The following is a 16820-nucleotide window of genomic DNA, read 5'->3' on the forward strand; positions in this document are numbered from 1 at the left end:
CACCTGCGAAGGGCATGTTAAGTATTTCGATATATGGCCGTAAATATTGTACAATATTGCTATTTGGAATGTCCTCGCCGCTGTAAATCATGATCATTGCACCCGCCTCGACCACTCCGGATACTGCTCCGTTCGTAGAACAGATTTACCGCCCCATGCTGAAAGGCTATTTCGGGCTCGCCGCCATCTATTATATGGTGTTGACGCTGGTGCATTTCGGCACGGAAAGTGGCACAAACTTGCTGGTAATCGCGACAGCATCGAGTGTCGCCAGCATGGTCTTTGCCGGCTCCTGGTGGGCGATCGGCAATGCTGTCGCCATTGCAAGGGTACCTGTTTTCATCACGATCGCCAATTTGCTCATGCTCGCAAATGTGATGCTGGCGATGGAAATCGGATTTGCCCAGGAAAATCTGATCTATTTCATCCTCATGGTCATGATATTCTCGCTGGCCTGCACCAGCATTAGGCAAGCGCTTGTCTCGACCGTGCCAGTGCTTGCCGGCTTATATTATGTGCTCCAGGAACATGCTCCCGAGGAGATGGTCCTCTACGGGTTCGTCACATTTGCTGCGGTGTTGGGCGCAATGTCGATCACCTTTTTCTTGCGCAGGGCGCTCGGCCTGACAGCCTTTGCCAAGCATGAAGCGGAAAACAGGCTTCAGGAAGCCCAGGATCTCGGTGAAAAAATGCGGCATCGCTCGCTGTCGGACAGTTTGACGGGGTTGCCGAACCGGCGCGCTTTTTTCGAAACGTTCAAAGAGAGCAAGACGGAAGCGGAATCGGGCGTCGATAGCTGGCTTGTCCTGCTCGATCTGGACGGATTCAAGGCGGTCAATGACGGGCACGGACATTCGATCGGTGACGAACTGTTGAGACAGGCCGCCACCCGCATGCGGGATTATTGTGGTGGCAAGGCGTATCTCAGCCGTATCGGTGGTGACGAATTCAATATCATACTTCCCGACATGTCGGAAGAAGCTGTTGTCGATGCCTGGTGTCAGGGGCTGCTGGAATATATCGCCCGCGTATATCTGATCGAAGACCGGCTGATCCAGATTTCCGCGTCTATGGGTTGCCAGCAGATCAACCCTGAAGAAAGCGACGCACAACTCATCCGAGATGCCGACTATGCGCTTTTGCATGCGAAAAAGAACGGTAAAAACAAAGTGGTCGTCTTTCGCGACGAGCATGCCAGGGTGGCCGCAGAACGGTACAAGATCGAACGGGCCCTGCGCGGCGCCAATTTCGCTGCCGAAATCGAGCTGCTCTTTCAGCCGCAATTTGACTTGGGACATGAGAGGATCGTCCGTGCTGAAGCGCTTGCTCGATGGACCAGCCCGACGCTTGGCGCTGTCATGCCGGGTCGTTTCATAGAGATTGCCGAGGAAAGCGGCCTGATTGCCAATATCACCCTTGTTGTGGTGGAAAAGGCGCTGGCCGCCCTCAAATCCTGGGACGACCCGATTCCGCTATCGGTAAATCTTTCGGGCAATGACCTGCTTTCCGATCATATCATCGCCCGGATCATTGACAAAGTCGAAGACAGCGGTCTGGATCCGGCGCTGCTCGAATTTGAAATCACCGAAACGGCGATGATGGCGGATACGGGCAAAGCGACCCGCAATATGCTTCGCCTGTCCGAACGTGGCCACCCGCTGGCGCTTGATGATTTTGGCACCGGCTATTCCAATTTCAACTATCTGCGCGAACTGCCGATCAGCAAGCTGAAAGTGGACCGGTCTTTCCTGACGGATGTCGGCGACCCCATGACCGAGAAAATTCTTCATTCACTGGTCGGTATGGCGCGAACCCTGGGCATCGATTGCCTGTTCGAAGGGGTGGAAGATGAAATCCAGCTGATCATTGCGAAACGGGCGGGCACGCATCTGGTTCAGGGATATCTGTTCGGAAAGCCGATGACCGGGATGCAACTGCTCTGCGCAGTTGACGAGCATAATAGGGTGCCTCTCAGACAGGCCGGGCGCAACGCGTTGGGCGGATGATCCGGCCAAGCGGTGCCTCGCAAGCCGTTGCAATCGGTCTCTGCTAGTGAAAATCCCGTGACTTTGGCAATATCCGGACGTTGCGCGGATGGCCGTGGCGGGGATAGGCGGGCTGCGGTCCTGTCGCCTGCTCTTCCTGCCGGGCTGCCCAGCGGTCCTCGTTGCGATAGATGGGCCGCTTCACCTCGTCGGCGCGGGATAGTGGCATGTCCGGCCGGTCGCGGTCGGAAATGTCGTCGAGCATGAAGCTATAATCCTCGACCCGCGTCGTCATCAAATGGGTCACGCCCTCGACGCTGCGCTGGACCTCGCCGGTGGCGAGCATCAGCCGCGCGGCCATTACCGGCCGACGCATTTTCTCGAAGCGGCTGGCCCAGAGCAGCAGGTTGGCGACGCCGCTTTCATCCTCCAGCGTGATGAACACCGCATTGCCCTTGCCCGGTCGCTGGCGGATCAGGACAACGCCGGCGACCTTCGCCTGCGAGCCGTTTTTGGCCTTGGCCAGTTCGGCGCAGCTGAGCACGCCCAGTTCCCGCAAGCGCTCGCGCAGAAATTCCATCGGATGGCCTTTCAGCGACAGGCGGACGCTTTGATAGTCCGCGACGACATGCTCGCCCTTGGTCATGGCCGGCAGATGTGCGTCTTGCTCCCGACCCAGTTCCTTCGCCTGTGCCGCCTCGAACAGCGGCAATGTATTGACCGGCGTCCGGCGCACTTCCCACAGCGCCTGCCGCCGGTCGAGCCCCAGCGACCGGCAGGCATCGGCATCGGCGAGCAGGCGCAGCGCGCGGGCGGGGAGGTCGGCCTTGTGGGCCAGTTCCTCGATCGTGCGGAAAGGCCGCGCGGCGCGGATCTGATCGGCCCAGGCTTCGCGAAACCCGTCGATCTGGCGCAGCCCGATGCGGAGAAAGTTTTCCTCCCCGCGCGAAGCGTGGGGAGGGGGACCATCCGAAGGATGGTGGAGGGGCCGCTGCGCAGAGGTTCTCCCGCCGCCGGCCCCTCCACCATCAGACGCCGCTGCGCTCTGGCTGACGGTCCCCCTCCCCGAAGCTGAAGCTTCGGGGAGGATGTTTTTCTCCACCCGGTTATCCCAGTCGCTGAAATTCACATCCGGTTCCCGCACCTCCACCCCGTGCTCGCGCGCGTCGCGGACCAGCTGGGCCGGCGCATAGAAACCCATTGGCTGCGAATTGAGCAAAGCCGCGGCGAACACCGCCGGGTGGTGGCATTTGATCCAGCTCGAGACATAGACCAGCCGGGCAAAGCTGATCGCGTGGCTCTCCGGAAAGCCATAGCTGCCAAAGCCCTGGATCTGCTTGTAGCAGCGCTCGGCGAAATCCCGTTCATAGCCCTTGGCGGTCATGCCGGTAATCATCTTTTCCTCGAAATGATGGATCGTCCCGACATTGCGAAAGGTCGCCATCGCCCGGCGCAGCTTGTTGGCATCGCCGGGGGAGAAATCGGCGGTGACGATCGCCAGCTTCATCGCCTGTTCCTGGAACAGGGGCACGCCAAAGGTCCGGCCGAGCACGGATTTCAGCTCGTCCGGATCATGCGGCGGGGCGGGCGAGGGCAGGGTCACCTTTTCCACGCCCGAACGCCGCCGCAGATAGGGATGGACCATCTCCCCCTCGATCGGCCCCGGCCGGACAATCGCCACCTGGATCACCAGATCATAAAATTCGCGCGGTTTCAGCCGCGGCAGCATGTTGATCTGGGCCCGGCTCTCGACCTGAAACACGCCGATACTGTCGCCCCTGCACAGCATGCGATAGGTCGCGGGGTCCTCGTGCGGGATATTCTGGAGAGTCCATTTTTCCTCCTCGTGCGCAGCATGGGGAGGGGGACCATCCGCAGGATGGTGGAGGGGCATCTCCAGTGCAGCGATCCCGGCGGCGGCCCCTCCACCATCAGCCGCCGCTGCGCTCTGGCTGACGGTCCCCCTCCCCGAAGCTGCCGCTTCGGGGAGGATGTTTAGGCTCTCCAGCATATCAAACGCCTTGCGGATGCAGGTCAGCATACCGAGCGCCAAAATATCGACCTTCATCAGGCCGAGCGTGTCGATGTCATTCTTGTCCCACTCGATGAAAGTGCGGTCGTCCATCGCCGCATTGTGGATCGGTACGGTCTCGTCGAGCCGGTCCTGGGTCAGCACGAAGCCGCCGACATGTTGCGACAGGTGGCGGGGAAATTGCAGGATCTGCTGGACCAGATCGCCGAGCCGCCGGATTTCCGGATTGTCGGGATCGAGGCCGGTTTCGGCAAAGCGCTTGTCGGGCTTTTTGCCGCCGTGGCTGCCCCAGACGGTGCTGGAGAGACGGCTGGTGATATCCTCCGACAGGCCGAGCGCCTTGCCGACCTCGCGGATCGCGCTGCGCGAGCGATAGTGGATCACGGTCGCGGCAATGCCGGCGCGGTGGCGGCCATAGCGGGCATAGATATATTGAATCACTTCCTCGCGCCGCTCATGTTCGAAATCGACGTCGATATCCGGTGGTTCGCGGCGCTCTTCGGAAATGAAGCGCGAGAAGAGCAGGTCATGCTCCATCGGATCGGCCGAGGTGATGCCGAGCAGGTAGCAGACCGCGCTGTTCGCCGCCGACCCGCGCCCCTGGCAGAGTATGCCCTGATCCTGGGCGAATTTGACGATGTCGTGGACGGTCAGGAAATAGGGCGCATATTTCATCTTTTCGATCAGCCGCAATTCCTCCTCGACCTTGGCGCGCAACCGTTCGGGCAGGGTCTCGCCATGGCGATCATGGGCGGCGGTCCAGGTCAGATGCGCAAGCCAGCCCTGCGGCGTCCAGCCTGCGGGCACCGGTTCGTCGGGATAATGGTAGCTGAGTTCATCGAGCGTGAAATCGACCATGCCGAGCAGTTTTTGCGTCTCGGCAATCGCTTCGGGATGATCGCGGAACAGGCGCGCCATTTCTGACGGGGGTTTGAGAAACCGCTCGGCATTGGCGGCGAGCAGGCGGCCCGCCTTGGGGATCGTCGTCTTCTCGGCGATGCAGGTGAGGATGTCGTGCAGCGGGCGCTGTTCGGGCGTTGCATAGAGCGGGTCGTTGGTGGCGATAAGCGGAATGCCGGTCGCCTGGGAGAGACCGTGCAATCTGGCGAGATAGCGCTTGTCCGGCCCCGAGCGCGGCATGGTCGCGCCAAGCCAGACACGGGGGGTGCGGGAACGAAGCCGCCCAAATATTTCCTCCCCGTGCGCAGCATGGGGAGGGGGACCATCCGCAGGATGGTGGAGGGGCCGCTCCGCAAAGACTCTCCCGCCGCCGGCCCCTCCACCATCAGCCGCCGCTGCGCTCTGGCTGACGGTCCCCCTCCCCGAAGCTGGCGCTTCGGGGAGGATGATCAGCGCCCAATCCTCGCTGCACCACTCCAGCAAGTCCGCCTCGTAGAGAAAGCAATCGCCCTTCTCCGCCCGCAAATTGCCGGTCGAGAGCAGCCGTGTCAGCCGCCCCCAGCCGCGCCGGTTCAGCGGATAGACAATCACTTCCGGCGTCTCGTCGGCAAAGACCAGCCGTGATCCGACGATCAGTTTGAAATCCGGCAGCAGCAGCCCTTCCTCCGCGGCATCCTCATGCGCCCGGCGCAGCGCGGCATGGGCGCGCACGACACCGGCGACGCTGTTGCGGTCGGCGATGCCGATACCGGTCATACCCAGCGCCATCGCCTGCAGCACCATGTCGGCGGGGGACGAGGCGCCGCGCAGGAAGCTGTAATGGGTGGAGGCGGCGAGTTCCGCGAAAACCGTCATTGCGAGGGGCCATATCCGTTCGTGTCGAGCGAAGTCGAGACACCGCTAACGGCCTCTCGCCTTCGGCAGGAACTGCCGAAGTTTATCCTGAGCCTGTCGAAGGGCTCGACACGAACGGATTCAGGGCAACAGATATTCTCCATCACGCAAACAGCCCATGCACATACCAGTCCGGGTTCGCTTTCTCTTCGCCGTAAAGCCCGTGCCGGAACAGCCAGTAGCGCCGGCCGCGGGCATCCTCGACGCGGTAATAGTCGCGGGTCAGGCCGCCCTTGCCCGGCTGTTGCCCGTCCTTGCGCTGCCACCATTCCGAGGCGATCCGCTCCGGCCCTTCATAGCGCATCACCTGATGGCTCTTGCGCCGCCAGGTGAAGCGATAGGGCGGGCCGTCGGGGACCTCGGCGATCACCTGCACCCGTTGCGGCGGGTCGAACATGTGCAAGGGGCGCATCGGCGGATTGTCGGGAGACTGCCGCTTCCACGGCACCGGCGGCGGAGCGTTGAGCGCGGGCAGCGCGAGCAGGCCCTGTTCCGGGATATGGCTGTCGGCGGGGGCAAATTTCTGCACCCGGTCGCGGCCCAGCCTTGTGCTGAGCTGGCTGACCAGAGCAACCTCATCGCCGCGCCGGTCCTCGCCGCCCTCGAGCCGCAATTGTTGCGGTGCCAGCACCTCCGAAGCGACAATGCTCAGCCGGATCAGATCATAGCCGAAGCCCGGATTGAGTTCGTCGTTGAGCGCGGCGATCCGTTCGCGCAGCAGGCGCTGGAACAGGGGCGCATCGCGGGTTGGCGCGCCGGTTTCCAGACCGAGCCGCGCGACATCGCCATCGCAGCGGAACAGCATCATCCGGATCATCCGCGCGCCCTGGCCGCGCTCGTTGAGCCGTTCGGCGGCCTCGGCAAACAGTTCCGACAGGCAGGCAAGCGCGGCATCAATATGGGTCAGCGGCTCGGCAAAGCGGCGCTCGGTGACGATATTGCCGATCCGGCGCAGCGGATCGATCGGCCGGTCCTCCAGTCCCAATATCCGGTCCAGCCGCAAGGTGAGCTCCATCCCGAAGCGCGCCGCCAGATTGGCGCGCGGCCGCTCGGCCAGATCGCCGATCCTGTACAGCCCCGCCCGTTCCAGCGACTGGTGGGTCTTTGCGTCCATCGCCAGCGCGGCGACCGGCAGTTGCGCCTCCGCGCCTTCCTTCAGGCCATGCCGGGCCAGCGCCAGCGCCGCATCGGCGGTTCCGGCCAGAGCCCAGCGGGCGTTATAACCCGCGGCATCAAGCCGGTCCTCGGCATCCTGCGCCAGCCTTTCCTCATCACCGTGGAGATGCGCCGCGCCGGTGATATCGAGGATCAGCGCATGAGGCGGCTCGACCGCGACCATTGGCGTGTAGCGCTCGCAGGCCTCGGCCAGCCGCGACAGCAGGTCGGCGTCGGCCAGCGGCTGATGGTCGAAGGCGAGCAGGTCGGGCACCCGCGCCCGCGCGTCGGCGAGCTTCATGCCCGTGCCCAGACCGAGAGACACGGCCTGCCGGTCCGCCGCCATGATCACCATCGCGCCGCGGATTTTCTCGGTCAGTACGAAGGGATGGTCAGGCGGCCCGTGTGCCCTGATGATCCGTTCGGACGGCAGCCAGGGCAGGGACAGCGCCAGTATCCGGCGCGCCTTGCTGCTCGCGGAAGACTTGATCGTCACGGTTCCACTCCAGTCGGGCGTTCAGCCCGTAAAGACCGCTGCGATGGCGCAGCAGATTGATGTCGAAAGCAGGATGGCCCGGAGCGTTGGCCTCGAGCGCGAGCGACGGCGCCGCAGCCACTGACCAGCGGCTGAAGGCGGCGGTCGGCAGAGGATTGTCCGGATCGCTGCCGGAGCGCAGGATCAGGCTGAGGGTGCCGGACTTCTGCGCCGACAGCGACAGGCGGCGGGTGGCGGTCAGGTCGAGGCCCTTGGGCTTCTTGCCCGCCAGTTCGATGATCACCGCCGCCATCGCCGAGGACCGCACCCCATCGGCGGCCGCGCGCAGCGCCGCGATAGCATCCGGCGCATCGACATGGAGGATGCTGTCCGGATCGATGCCCAGTTCCGCCAGTCCCGGCGGATAGAGCCGGCCCTGCCGTCTCGCTTCGCCGCTTTCGCTGATCCACAGGACGGGGCGCGCTTCCTGATCCAGGTTCCGGCAACGCTGCGCCATCAGCAGCGCCATCGCCGCGGCACTGGTCCGGTCATCCCTGTTCTCTGCATGCAGTTCGTGCAGCGCCGCGCGCGGCAGACCATCGGCTTTCGCATTGCCACGCAAGGCGGCGTCGATCCGTTCGACCCCGAAACCGAAATGCGACGGCGCGCCGTCATCCTCCGATGTTCTCACACCGGACGCCGCCAATATTCTCGCAAGCCGCGCCCGCAAGACAGAGGGTTTGGCTGGTATCGCCGGAGGCACAGCAGAGGGGTTGTCCGGTGAAGGCTCAAGAGCCTGACCCGAATCCGAATCGATATTGTTCATGATTTGTTCTAAAATATAGAACGGACGGATTTGGTCAAGCCTGTTCACGATTTGCGAGATCAGGCGCAACAGGCTTTATCGCATAATGCTTGACCGGAGGCGAGGGGAAGATGAACATGGTCCAACAGGAGGAATGCTATGAAAACCACTTTGCTGAAACTGTCTGTCCTTGGCCTTGCGACCACGGCCCTTGCGCCCTTGCCATTGCTGGCCAAGCATCATGAAGCCGCTGAAACGGAGACAATGGGGACTATCGACGTGGCCGCGACCCAGGCTGCGCTGACCGCTGCACAAGGCCGGTCGGACGAAGACAAGACCCGTGATGCCAGCCGAAAGCCGGCGGAAGTATTGGCCTTTCTCGGCTTGGAAAAAGGCGATGTCGTGCTCGACCTGATCGCATCCGGCGGCTGGTATAGCGTAGCGGCGGCGATTGCGACCGGGCCGGAAGGCAAGGTCTATGCGCAGAATCCGGCGGAGGCGCTGAAAATACGTGACGGCGCCTATGAAACGGAAATAGCGGCCAGACTCGCGGCTAATGACTTGCCGCAGATCGAACGGCTGAACCGCGAAATCACCGATCTTGGCGTCGCCAACGATAGTGTCGACGTGGCGATCACCGCGCTCAATTTTCATGATGTCTACAATAGTTACGGGGCCACAGCGGCAACCGGCATGTTGCTTGCGGTGAAGGCCAAGCTGAAACCGGGCGGGAGTTTCGGGCTGATCGATCATGTCGGCGATCCCGATGGTGACAATAAGGCCCATCACCGGATTGATCCGGCTTTAGCGGTGGCTGTCGCGGAGGCGGCGGGCTTCATCGTCGAACGCGATGAAAATCTGCTCGCGGGTGATGGCGATGATCATGGCAAGAATGTCTTTGATCCTGCCGTACGCGGAAAGACCGACCGGTTCATATTGAAGCTGACCAAGCCGGAGTAAAAACGGCCATCCCATAAAAAACCGCTCCTGCGCGAGGCAGGAGCGGTAGGAGGCACTTGGGACTCTGAAACCGGTTCAGACAAAACCCGTCACAACCGCTAGCGCAACGATCGCAAGCAGCGTCGATACACCAAGGACAATAGTCATATGGCGGGTGGTAAAGCCCTGACGGGCGCTGGTTTTATCTAGTTTTTTCATAGAATATTCCTGTCATTCTTGTGAGGGGATTGATTACAGGTTGGCAGAGAGCATCCACGACGCTTCTTCCAGCGCACCAATCCGCGCGGTGAGGAGGTCGGCGGTGAACACGTCATCGGCTTCCTCCGCAATTTTGACGAACTCGCGCATCTGGTCGGCGACGGCGAGATTATCGCTCGTCAGCTGTTTGAGCATGTCTTCGACGTCGCCCCATTCGGTCAGGTCATCAATGACGCTGTTTTTCACATAGGTTGAAAGGCCAACCGGCGTTTTTGCGCCCAGAGCCCGAATCCGCTCGGCGATCTCGTCAATCGATGCGGCAAGGTCTTCATACTGGCCTTCGGTCAGCTGGTGAACAGTGCCGAACAGGGGGCCGGTCACGTTCCAGTGAACCGATTGCGTCTTGTAATAGAGTACGACGGTCGAGGCCAGGGCATCCCCAAGCTTCGCGGCCATCTCGGCGCGATCGGCTTTCTTGATGTCGGTTTTCATCTCGCGAAGTTCTGCTGATTTGATCGTGGTGGTCATGAAATTATCTTCCTTCCGTTATGAAGCGCTCGACGAACTGGCGGAGCGCGTTATCTGCTAAAATTACGCGTCCCCTGTCATTTGGTTCCCAGACTGTGGGAGAAACATCCTGTCCGGATTGCGGGGGAACCAATTCTCTTTCCGCTGCGTAGACCTGTTGTAACCTCTAACGAAAGGACAGCAGAAATGACGAACATTTCAAACGCAAAAATAGCAATCCTGGCGACGGACGGTTTTGAGAAATCGGAGCTTTTTGAGCCACGGAAACAACTCGTGGACGCAGGAGCGGACGTAACCATCGTGTCGCTTGAATCCGGTTCGATAAAGAGCTGGGACAAGAAGGACTGGGGCGAAAGCGTCGACGTCGACATGACTCTGGATGATGCCAGCGAAGATGATTTTGACGCGCTGGTTCTGCCGGGCGGACAGATCAACCCGGACCTGTTGCGGGTCGAAGACAAGGCGGTCGATTTTGTGAAGGCCTTTTTCAGTGCCGGCAAACCGGTCGCGGCAATCTGTCACGCACCCTGGCTGCTGATCGAGGCCGATCTGGTGAAGGGCCGCAAGGTCACCGGCTATCCTTCGATCAAGACCGATCTGATCAACGCCGGCGGATTATTCGAGGATAGCGAAGTGGTGGTCGACAACGGCCTGATCACGTCGCGCGACCCCGGTGATCTCGACGCCTTCAGCGCCAAGATTATCGAGGAAGTCAAGGAAGGCATCCACAAGCGGATGCAGAAAGCGGCATAGTCGAGGCCAGTCGCACAAACCGGGGCCGGCTCAAAAAGAGCCGGCCTCGCAGTAGCGTAAATCCCCCCGATGGCTGCGCGCAACGGCATGTTCGCGACGCAACCACCTTTCATCCCACGCATGGCTCGGCTTGCCTCAATCGCCTTAACAAATCCGGCCATCGTTTTTTAGCGCGGGGTTCTGTGGCGGATTACCGCCATTTTTTTTAATATTAAGGAATGATATATGAAGAACTTTCTAACCCTGTTGACCGGTGCTGCGTTGCTTGCTGCAACCCCGGCTCTGGCTCAAGATACCGCTCCGACTGTCGAAGCAAAGGTGGGTATGAAAGTTGTCGGTCCCAATGGCGCTGATGTCGGTACCGTCGATTTCGTAGACGCTGGCGTGGTGGTCGTGGACACCGGCAAGAACAAGGCCGCGCTCGCGCCCGACGCCTTTGCCAAGGAAGACAACGGACTGTCGATCATGATGACCAAGGTCGATCTTGATGCTGCGGTCGAAAAAGCCGCTGCCGACGCCAAAGCCAAATTGCTCGCCAGCCTGACCCCCGGCACCGAAGTCAAATCGGTCACCGGCGCTGCGGTCATCGGCACCATCAAGGAAAGCGATGCCAAATTTGTCACCGTCGAACATAATGGTCAGCCGGTGCAACTGCCGGTTGCTGCCTTCATGACCAATGCCGACGGTGTTGCGATCTCGATGACCGAAGAGCAGTTCGAAGCCGCGCTCGCCGGTACTCAATAAGCCAAGACTCTGGCGGCGGCGGGCCCAGGCCTGCCGCCGCCGACTTTCTGCCTTCAGGTGGTGAACTTCATCGCCAGTTCGTGCATCGCAATCGCTGCCTGGGCCGCTTCGCCGCCCTTGTTCTTGCGGCTCTTGTCCGCACGCGCCAGCGCCTGATCCTCATTCTCGACCGTCAATATGCCGTTGCCGATGGCCGCGCCGTCCATGGTCAGCGCCATGATACCGCGCGCGCTTTCGCCGGCGACGATTTCGAAATGATAGGTCTCGCCGCGGATCACCACGCCGATCGCGACAAAACCGTCATAGAGATCGCTATCGATCGCCAACGAGATGGCGCTGGGAATTTCGAGCGCGCCGGGAACGGTGATGACCTCATATTCGTGCCCCGCCGCCTTGAGCGCATCGGTCGCGCCCTCGATCAGCATGTCGTTGAGCTTGTCATAGAAACGCGCTTCGACGATCAGGAATTTTGCCATTTTTGTCTCTTTCAATTTCAATATCCTGAACGTTTTTCAGGACAGGGTGGATGTTCGCTGGAAGTCCTGAACATTCAGGATGTCGAGCCGGTCAGGCGTTTTCCAGCTCTCGATCTGCAGCTGTGCTGCCGCTGGGAGGGACCTCGCGCTGTGCGACAATCCGCAACCCGTAGGCATCGAGCCCGACCAGATCATGGCTGGTGTTGGTCAGCAATTCCATGTCATGGACGCCAAGCTCGCTGAGGATCTGGGCGCCGACGCCATAGTCGCGCTGCTGATCCATCGGTGGCGGCTTGACCCCCGCCAGGCTGCGGACCTGCTGCGAGAAGAAATCGGGCTGGCGCGGATTGATGAAGACGATCACGCCGGCCCCTTCCTCGCCGATGATTTTCATCGATTCCTCGATCATGCTGGGCCGGCCGTTGTCCTGCGCGAACAGGTCGGGGAACATGGTGGTCGCGTGCATCCGCACCAGCGTCGGCCGTTCGGGGTCGACATGGCCCTTCTGCAATACGATCTGCTCGCTTTCGGTGGCCATGTTATAATAGGTGATCGCATTCCATTCGCCACCCCAGCGGCTGGTGAAGCGGGCCTCTGCGCGCCGTTCGGTCAGATGGTCGTGGCGCAGGCGATAGGCGATCAGGTCGCGGATCGTGCCGATTTTCATGCCGTGATGCTGGGCAAATTCGATCAGGTCATCGAGCCGCGCCATTTCACCGTCATCCTTCATGATCTCGCAGATCACGCCGGAGGGGTTGAGACCGGCCAGCCGCGAGACATCGACCGCGGCTTCGGTATGGCCGGCGCGAACGAGCACGCCGCCATTGCGCGCCTGCAGCGGGAAGACATGGCCGGGGGTGACTATCTCTTCCTTGCCCTTGGTCCGGTCGATCGCCACCGCCACGGTGCGCGCGCGGTCGGCGGCGCTGATCCCGGTGGTGACGCCGTCGCGCGCCTCGATCGAGATGGTGAAGGCGGTTTCATAGGCGCCGCGGTTGTTCTGGCTCATCATGTCGAGGCCCAGTTCCTCGACCCGGTCGCGCGTCATCGCCAGACAGATCAGGCCGCGACCATATTTGGCCATGAAGTTGATCGCGTCGGGGGTCGCCATTTGCGCCGGGATGATCAGATCACCCTCATTCTCACGGTCCTCGTCATCGACGAGGATATACATGCGCCCGTTGCGCGCCTCGTTGATAATCTCTTCCGCCGACGCCATGACCCCGCTGCCGCCGCGCGCAAGATAGGTCTCCAGCTTGCCGAGCGTTTCCGCCGTCGGGTTCCAGTCCTCCTGCCCCAGGCTGCGCAGGCTGTTGGCGTGGAGCCCGGCGGCGCGCGCCAGGCCGGCACGGGTTTCCTCGCCGGATTCGATCAGGGCGACCAGTTTTTCGATCAGGATCTTGCTCATGGACTCGGCCTTTCAATGTGATGTTGGGAATCGGATATCACATTGGAGTGTGATTGGTCTAGGGGGAATATCACATTGGGTTCACATGATGTGTTGCGCTCTCGTCATCCTGAAAGCGCATTTAAGCCCCTCCTTTTAAAGGAGGGGTTGGGGTGGTTTCGCTCGTCGGAAAAGGGTCCTTCGATTTCAAAGTTATTTCTATCGGTACTTTCGTCGTTCGCTGGCGCGAGCGATTCTTGCGCATCGCCACCACCCCAACCCCTCCTCTAAAGAGGAGGGGCTGAGTGAAAGCCCCCCCGCCCTTGACCGGAACCTTTCCCCCGCCAATACGCTATTACACAATGGCAAAAGCGAAACACTGGATCGAGCCGCATCCGCAGGGCATTTACGTGCGACCTGCCGACGTCTGGATCGATCCGTCCGTCCCTAAGGAAAACGCGGTCGTGACCCATGGCCACGCCGATCATGCGCGTGGCGGTCATGGCGATGTCTGGGCGACGCCGGAGACGCTGGCGATCATGGGTTTGCGCTATGGGACCGAGGCGGGGACGCCGATCGGCTATGGCGAGGGCTTCGAGCGCGGCGGGGTGCGGTTCAGCCTGCATTCGGCGGGCCATGTGCTGGGCTCGGCGCAGGTGCTGATGGAATATCAGGGCGAGCGGGTGGTCGTCACCGGCGACTACAAGCGCCGCCCCGATCCGACCTGCGCCCCGTTCGCGCTGGTGCCCTGCGATATTTTCATCACCGAGGCGACCTTCGGCCTGCCGGTGTTTCAGCACCCGCCGATCGCGGGCGAGATCGCAAAAATCTTTGCCCGGCTGGAAGCCGAACCGGACAGCAGCATTCTCGTCGGCGCCTATGCGCTGGGCAAGGCGCAGCGGGTGATTGCCGAGCTGCGCCGCGCCGGCTGGGACCAGCCGATCTATCTGCACGGGGCTCAGGTCCGGATGTGCGAATTATACGAAGAGCTCGGCGTTTCGCTGGGCGAATTGCGGTTGGTGATGGACACGCCGAAGGAAGATATGCGCGGCCAGATCATCATCGCGCCGCCCTCGGCATTGACCGACAAATGGAGCCGGAGGCTGCCCAATCCGGTGACCGCCATGGCCTCGGGCTGGATGCGGGTGCGCGGACGGGCGCGGCAGCGTGGGGTCGAGATCCCGCTGGTCATTTCCGACCATGCCGACTGGGACGAGCTGACCGCCACGATCCGCGAACTGGCGCCAAAGGAAACCTGGATCACCCATGGCAGCGAGGATGGCCTGCTGCGCTGGTGCGAGCTGCACCAGATCAAGGCGCGGGCGCTGGCGATGGTCGGGCGCGAAGACGGGGATGACGGCTGATGCGCCGCTTTGCCGCCCTGATCGACAGTCTGGTCTATACCAGATCGCGCAACGCCAAGCTGGCGGCGATATCCGCATATTTGCGCGCAACGCCCGATCCCGATCGCGGCTGGGCGCTGGCGGCGCTGACCGACAGTCTCGATTTTCCAGCGGTCAAGTCCGCCACCATCCGCAATCTCGCGGGCACAAGAATCGATCCCGAACTGTTCCGCCTGTCGCGCCATCATGTCGGCGACACCGCCGAGACCGTGGCTTTGGTCTGGCCGGAAGCGGAGGGACGGGAACAGAGCGACCCGAACATCGACGAGGTCGTGCAGGCGCTGTCCGCCGCCAATCGTGCGACCGCTCCCGACATTGTTGCCTCCCTGCTCGACAGTCTGGATTCGAACAGCCGCTATGCGATGCTCAAGCTGGCGGTCGGCGGGATGCGGGTCGGTGTCTCGGCGCGGCTGGCCAAGACCGCCTTCGCGCAGGCCTTTGATGTGGCGCTTGATGATGTCGAGGAGCTCTGGCACGCGCTTGACCCGCCCTATGAAGCCTTGTTTCAATGGGCGGAGAAGGGCGGCGAGCGTCCCGACCTTTCGGCAACGCCCTTCTTCCGGCCGTTCATGCTGTCGCATCCATTCGAGGGCGACCATCTCGATCTCGACCAATATGCGGTCGAGTGGAAATGGGACGGCATCCGGGTGCAGGCGGTGCATCTTGGCGGCGAGACCCGGCTCTACAGCCGCGGCGGCGATGATATCAGCGCGTCCTTCCCCGATATTGTCGAGGCGTTCGACCGCGACGGCGTAATCGACGGCGAATTGCTGGTGCGCGGCACCGACCAGGGTGGCGAGGCAGCGAGTTTCAACGCGCTGCAGAAACGGCTCGGTCGCAAGACGGTTTCCAAGAAAATGCGGCAGGAATTTCCGGCCTTCGTCCGGGTCTATGACCTGCTGATGGACGGAGAGGATGATCTGCGCCTGTCGCCCTGGCACGAAAGGCGGCAGCGGCTCGAAAGCTTTGTCCCCACACTCAATGCCGACCATTTTGACCTGTCGGCGGTGGTCGATGTCGATGATTTTGCCGCGCTGGAAGTGATGCGCGCCGGTGCCCGCGATGCGGCGATCGAAGGGGTGATGCTGAAGCGGCGCGAAAGCCCCTATCTGGCGGGTCGGGTGACCGGCCACTGGTATAAATGGAAGCGCGACCCGCTGAATGCCGACTGCGTGATGATGTATGCCCAGCGCGGCAACGGGCGGCGCGCCTCCTTCTATTCCGACTATACATTCGGCTGCTGGACCCAGGATGGCGAGCTGCTGCCGGTCGGCAAGGCCTATTCCGGCTTCACCGACGAAGAGCTGAAATGGCTCGACCGCTTTGTCCGACAGAACACGCTGAACCGTTTCGGGCCGGTGCGCGAGGTGAAGAAGTCGCTGGTGCTGGAAGTGGCGTTCGATTCGATCCACAAGAGCAAGCGGCATAAATCCGGTCTCGCGATGCGGTTCCCGCGCATCCACCGCATCCGCAAGGACAAGCCGGCAGAGGAAGCCGACCGGATTGCGACCTTGCAGGCGATGATTGGCTGATTTTAGTAGGTCAGGAATTGCTGCGGGAGAGCCATCCCTAGTGCGATTTTTAGCCCCTCCTTTTCAAAGGAGGGGTTGGGGTGGTTTCTCTCGTCGGATCATTGCCTTTTGGTATTCGTACCATTGAAGCCTAAACCATCCTCTTCGCTGACGCGAGCGATGCTGGCGCATCGCCACCACCCCTTGATCCCCTCCTCTGAAGAGGAGGGGCGAAATGTCTCCCCATCACCTCTTGGCAATACATTCCACTTCCACCCGCGCCCAGCGCGAGGCCGCTGGCAGCAAAAGCGCTGCGGGCGGGGTAGTTGCCGTCAAAATAGTCACCGAAATCATATTAAATGGGATAGGATCCGATTGATTGAACGCTCGGTCAATGGGTTCGACGATTCTGCAATCCCCTTCAATAGCAGTTGGTCGATCAACTGATCATCGCTCGCCAATACTCTAAGATAACCACTAAGACGATAAATTGCTTCATTCCCCAATCGAATTTTTGATAACCCATCGGCTTCATCATAATGGTGCCGATTATACACGGTTAGCTCATGGATTGCGCCGATCAAGAATTTCCCTAAATTCTCTCTGGAAATGCT

The 16820-nt window shown here is 61.2% G+C and carries 13 protein-coding genes; 6 read left to right on the forward strand and 7 right to left on the reverse strand.

All coding sequences use genetic code 11. The features are described 5' to 3' along the window. The first annotated feature begins 89 nt into the window (after positions 1-89). Entirely contained in the window at positions 90-2006 is a 1917-nt protein-coding gene (locus HUO14_RS09325) for a putative bifunctional diguanylate cyclase/phosphodiesterase (RefSeq protein ID WP_176279641.1), read from the forward strand. A 43-nt stretch (positions 2007-2049) separates the two neighbouring features. Here HUO14_RS09325 and dnaE read toward each other — a convergent pair whose 3' ends face one another. The 3 genes from dnaE to HUO14_RS09340 form a co-directional block, all read right to left on the reverse strand. After that, positions 2050-5772, reverse strand: coding sequence for a DNA polymerase III subunit alpha (dnaE, locus tag HUO14_RS09330; RefSeq protein ID WP_176279642.1), 3723 nt, complete (start codon positions 5770-5772; stop codon positions 2050-2052). Positions 5773-5914: 142 nt separating this feature from the next. Beyond that, complete coding sequence (locus HUO14_RS09335; RefSeq protein ID WP_176279643.1) at positions 5915-7462, reverse strand: DinB/UmuC family translesion DNA polymerase; 1548 nt, start codon at positions 7460-7462, stop codon at positions 5915-5917. Next, entirely contained in the window at positions 7359-8267 is a 909-nt protein-coding gene (locus HUO14_RS09340; RefSeq protein WP_176279644.1) for an ImuA family protein, read from the reverse strand. The genes HUO14_RS09335 and HUO14_RS09340 overlap by 104 nt, the downstream gene beginning before the upstream one ends. Before the next feature lie 138 nt (positions 8268-8405). On the opposite strand from HUO14_RS09340, the gene HUO14_RS09345 reads away from it, so the two are divergent. After that, a complete protein-coding gene (locus HUO14_RS09345) occupies positions 8406-9206 on the forward strand; it encodes a class I SAM-dependent methyltransferase (protein ID WP_176279645.1) in 801 nt (266 codons plus the stop codon). Between the two features lie 75 nt (positions 9207-9281). Here the strand turns inward: HUO14_RS09345 and HUO14_RS16420 are convergent, their stop codons facing one another. Both HUO14_RS16420 and HUO14_RS09350 read right to left on the reverse strand, forming a co-directional pair. After that, positions 9282-9404 (reverse strand): hypothetical protein, encoded by a 123-nt coding sequence (locus HUO14_RS16420; protein WP_281365393.1) that lies wholly within the window; start codon positions 9402-9404, stop codon positions 9282-9284. Between the two features lie 33 nt (positions 9405-9437). Continuing rightward, positions 9438-9932 (reverse strand): Dps family protein, encoded by a 495-nt coding sequence (locus tag HUO14_RS09350; RefSeq protein WP_176279646.1) that lies wholly within the window; start codon positions 9930-9932, stop codon positions 9438-9440. 186 nt (positions 9933-10118) lie between these two features. On the opposite strand from HUO14_RS09350, the gene HUO14_RS09355 reads away from it, so the two are divergent. Together HUO14_RS09355 and HUO14_RS09360 are read left to right on the forward strand one after the other, a co-directional pair. Continuing rightward, positions 10119-10685, forward strand: a complete 567-nt coding sequence (locus HUO14_RS09355; protein WP_176279647.1) for a type 1 glutamine amidotransferase domain-containing protein — start codon at positions 10119-10121, stop codon at positions 10683-10685. A 225-nt stretch (positions 10686-10910) separates the two neighbouring features. Next, entirely contained in the window at positions 10911-11429 is a 519-nt protein-coding gene (locus HUO14_RS09360) for a hypothetical protein (protein WP_176279648.1), read from the forward strand. Positions 11430-11482: 53 nt separating this feature from the next. Here the strand turns inward: HUO14_RS09360 and ribH are convergent, their stop codons facing one another. Together ribH and ribB are read right to left on the reverse strand one after the other, a co-directional pair. Continuing rightward, complete coding sequence (ribH, locus tag HUO14_RS09365) at positions 11483-11905, reverse strand: 6,7-dimethyl-8-ribityllumazine synthase (RefSeq protein WP_176279649.1); 423 nt, start codon at positions 11903-11905, stop codon at positions 11483-11485. Positions 11906-11996: 91 nt separating this feature from the next. After that, entirely contained in the window at positions 11997-13313 is a 1317-nt protein-coding gene (gene ribB / locus HUO14_RS09370) for a 3,4-dihydroxy-2-butanone-4-phosphate synthase (protein ID WP_176279650.1), read from the reverse strand. 341 nt (positions 13314-13654) lie between these two features. Between ribB and HUO14_RS09375 the strand changes: the two genes are divergently transcribed. Then, on the forward strand, positions 13655-14656 hold the full coding sequence (locus tag HUO14_RS09375) for a ligase-associated DNA damage response exonuclease (RefSeq protein ID WP_176280158.1): 1002 nt from the start codon (positions 13655-13657) through the stop codon (positions 14654-14656). Further along, positions 14656-16227 (forward strand): cisplatin damage response ATP-dependent DNA ligase, encoded by a 1572-nt coding sequence (locus HUO14_RS09380; protein WP_176279651.1) that lies wholly within the window; start codon positions 14656-14658, stop codon positions 16225-16227. The genes HUO14_RS09375 and HUO14_RS09380 overlap by 1 nt, the downstream gene beginning before the upstream one ends. Positions 16228-16820 lie beyond the last annotated feature (593 nt).

The organism is Parasphingorhabdus flavimaris (genome assembly GCF_013371215.1).
Lineage (GTDB): Bacteria > Pseudomonadota > Alphaproteobacteria > Sphingomonadales > Sphingomonadaceae > Parasphingorhabdus > Parasphingorhabdus flavimaris.

Excerpts from the sequence above, each read along its gene's own strand:
- HUO14_RS09325 (WP_176279641.1), top strand. The coding sequence starts at position 90 with ATGATCATTGCACCCGCCTCGACCACTCCGGATACTGCTCCGTTCGTA.
- dnaE (WP_176279642.1), bottom strand. The coding sequence starts at position 5,772 with ATGACGGTTTTCGCGGAACTCGCCGCCTCCACCCATTACAGCTTCCTG.
- HUO14_RS09340 (WP_176279644.1), bottom strand. The coding sequence starts at position 8,267 with ATGAACAATATCGATTCGGATTCGGGTCAGGCTCTTGAGCCTTCACCG.
- HUO14_RS09345 (WP_176279645.1), top strand. The coding sequence starts at position 8,406 with ATGAAAACCACTTTGCTGAAACTGTCTGTCCTTGGCCTTGCGACCACG.
- HUO14_RS16420 (WP_281365393.1), bottom strand. The coding sequence starts at position 9,404 with ATGAAAAAACTAGATAAAACCAGCGCCCGTCAGGGCTTTACCACCCGC.
- HUO14_RS09350 (WP_176279646.1), bottom strand. The coding sequence starts at position 9,932 with ATGACCACCACGATCAAATCAGCAGAACTTCGCGAGATGAAAACCGAC.
- HUO14_RS09355 (WP_176279647.1), top strand. The coding sequence starts at position 10,119 with ATGACGAACATTTCAAACGCAAAAATAGCAATCCTGGCGACGGACGGT.
- HUO14_RS09360 (WP_176279648.1), top strand. The coding sequence starts at position 10,911 with ATGAAGAACTTTCTAACCCTGTTGACCGGTGCTGCGTTGCTTGCTGCA.
- ribH (WP_176279649.1), bottom strand. The coding sequence starts at position 11,905 with ATGGCAAAATTCCTGATCGTCGAAGCGCGTTTCTATGACAAGCTCAAC.
- ribB (WP_176279650.1), bottom strand. The coding sequence starts at position 13,313 with ATGAGCAAGATCCTGATCGAAAAACTGGTCGCCCTGATCGAATCCGGC.
- HUO14_RS09375 (WP_176280158.1), top strand. The coding sequence starts at position 13,655 with ATGGCAAAAGCGAAACACTGGATCGAGCCGCATCCGCAGGGCATTTAC.
- HUO14_RS09380 (WP_176279651.1), top strand. The coding sequence starts at position 14,656 with ATGCGCCGCTTTGCCGCCCTGATCGACAGTCTGGTCTATACCAGATCG.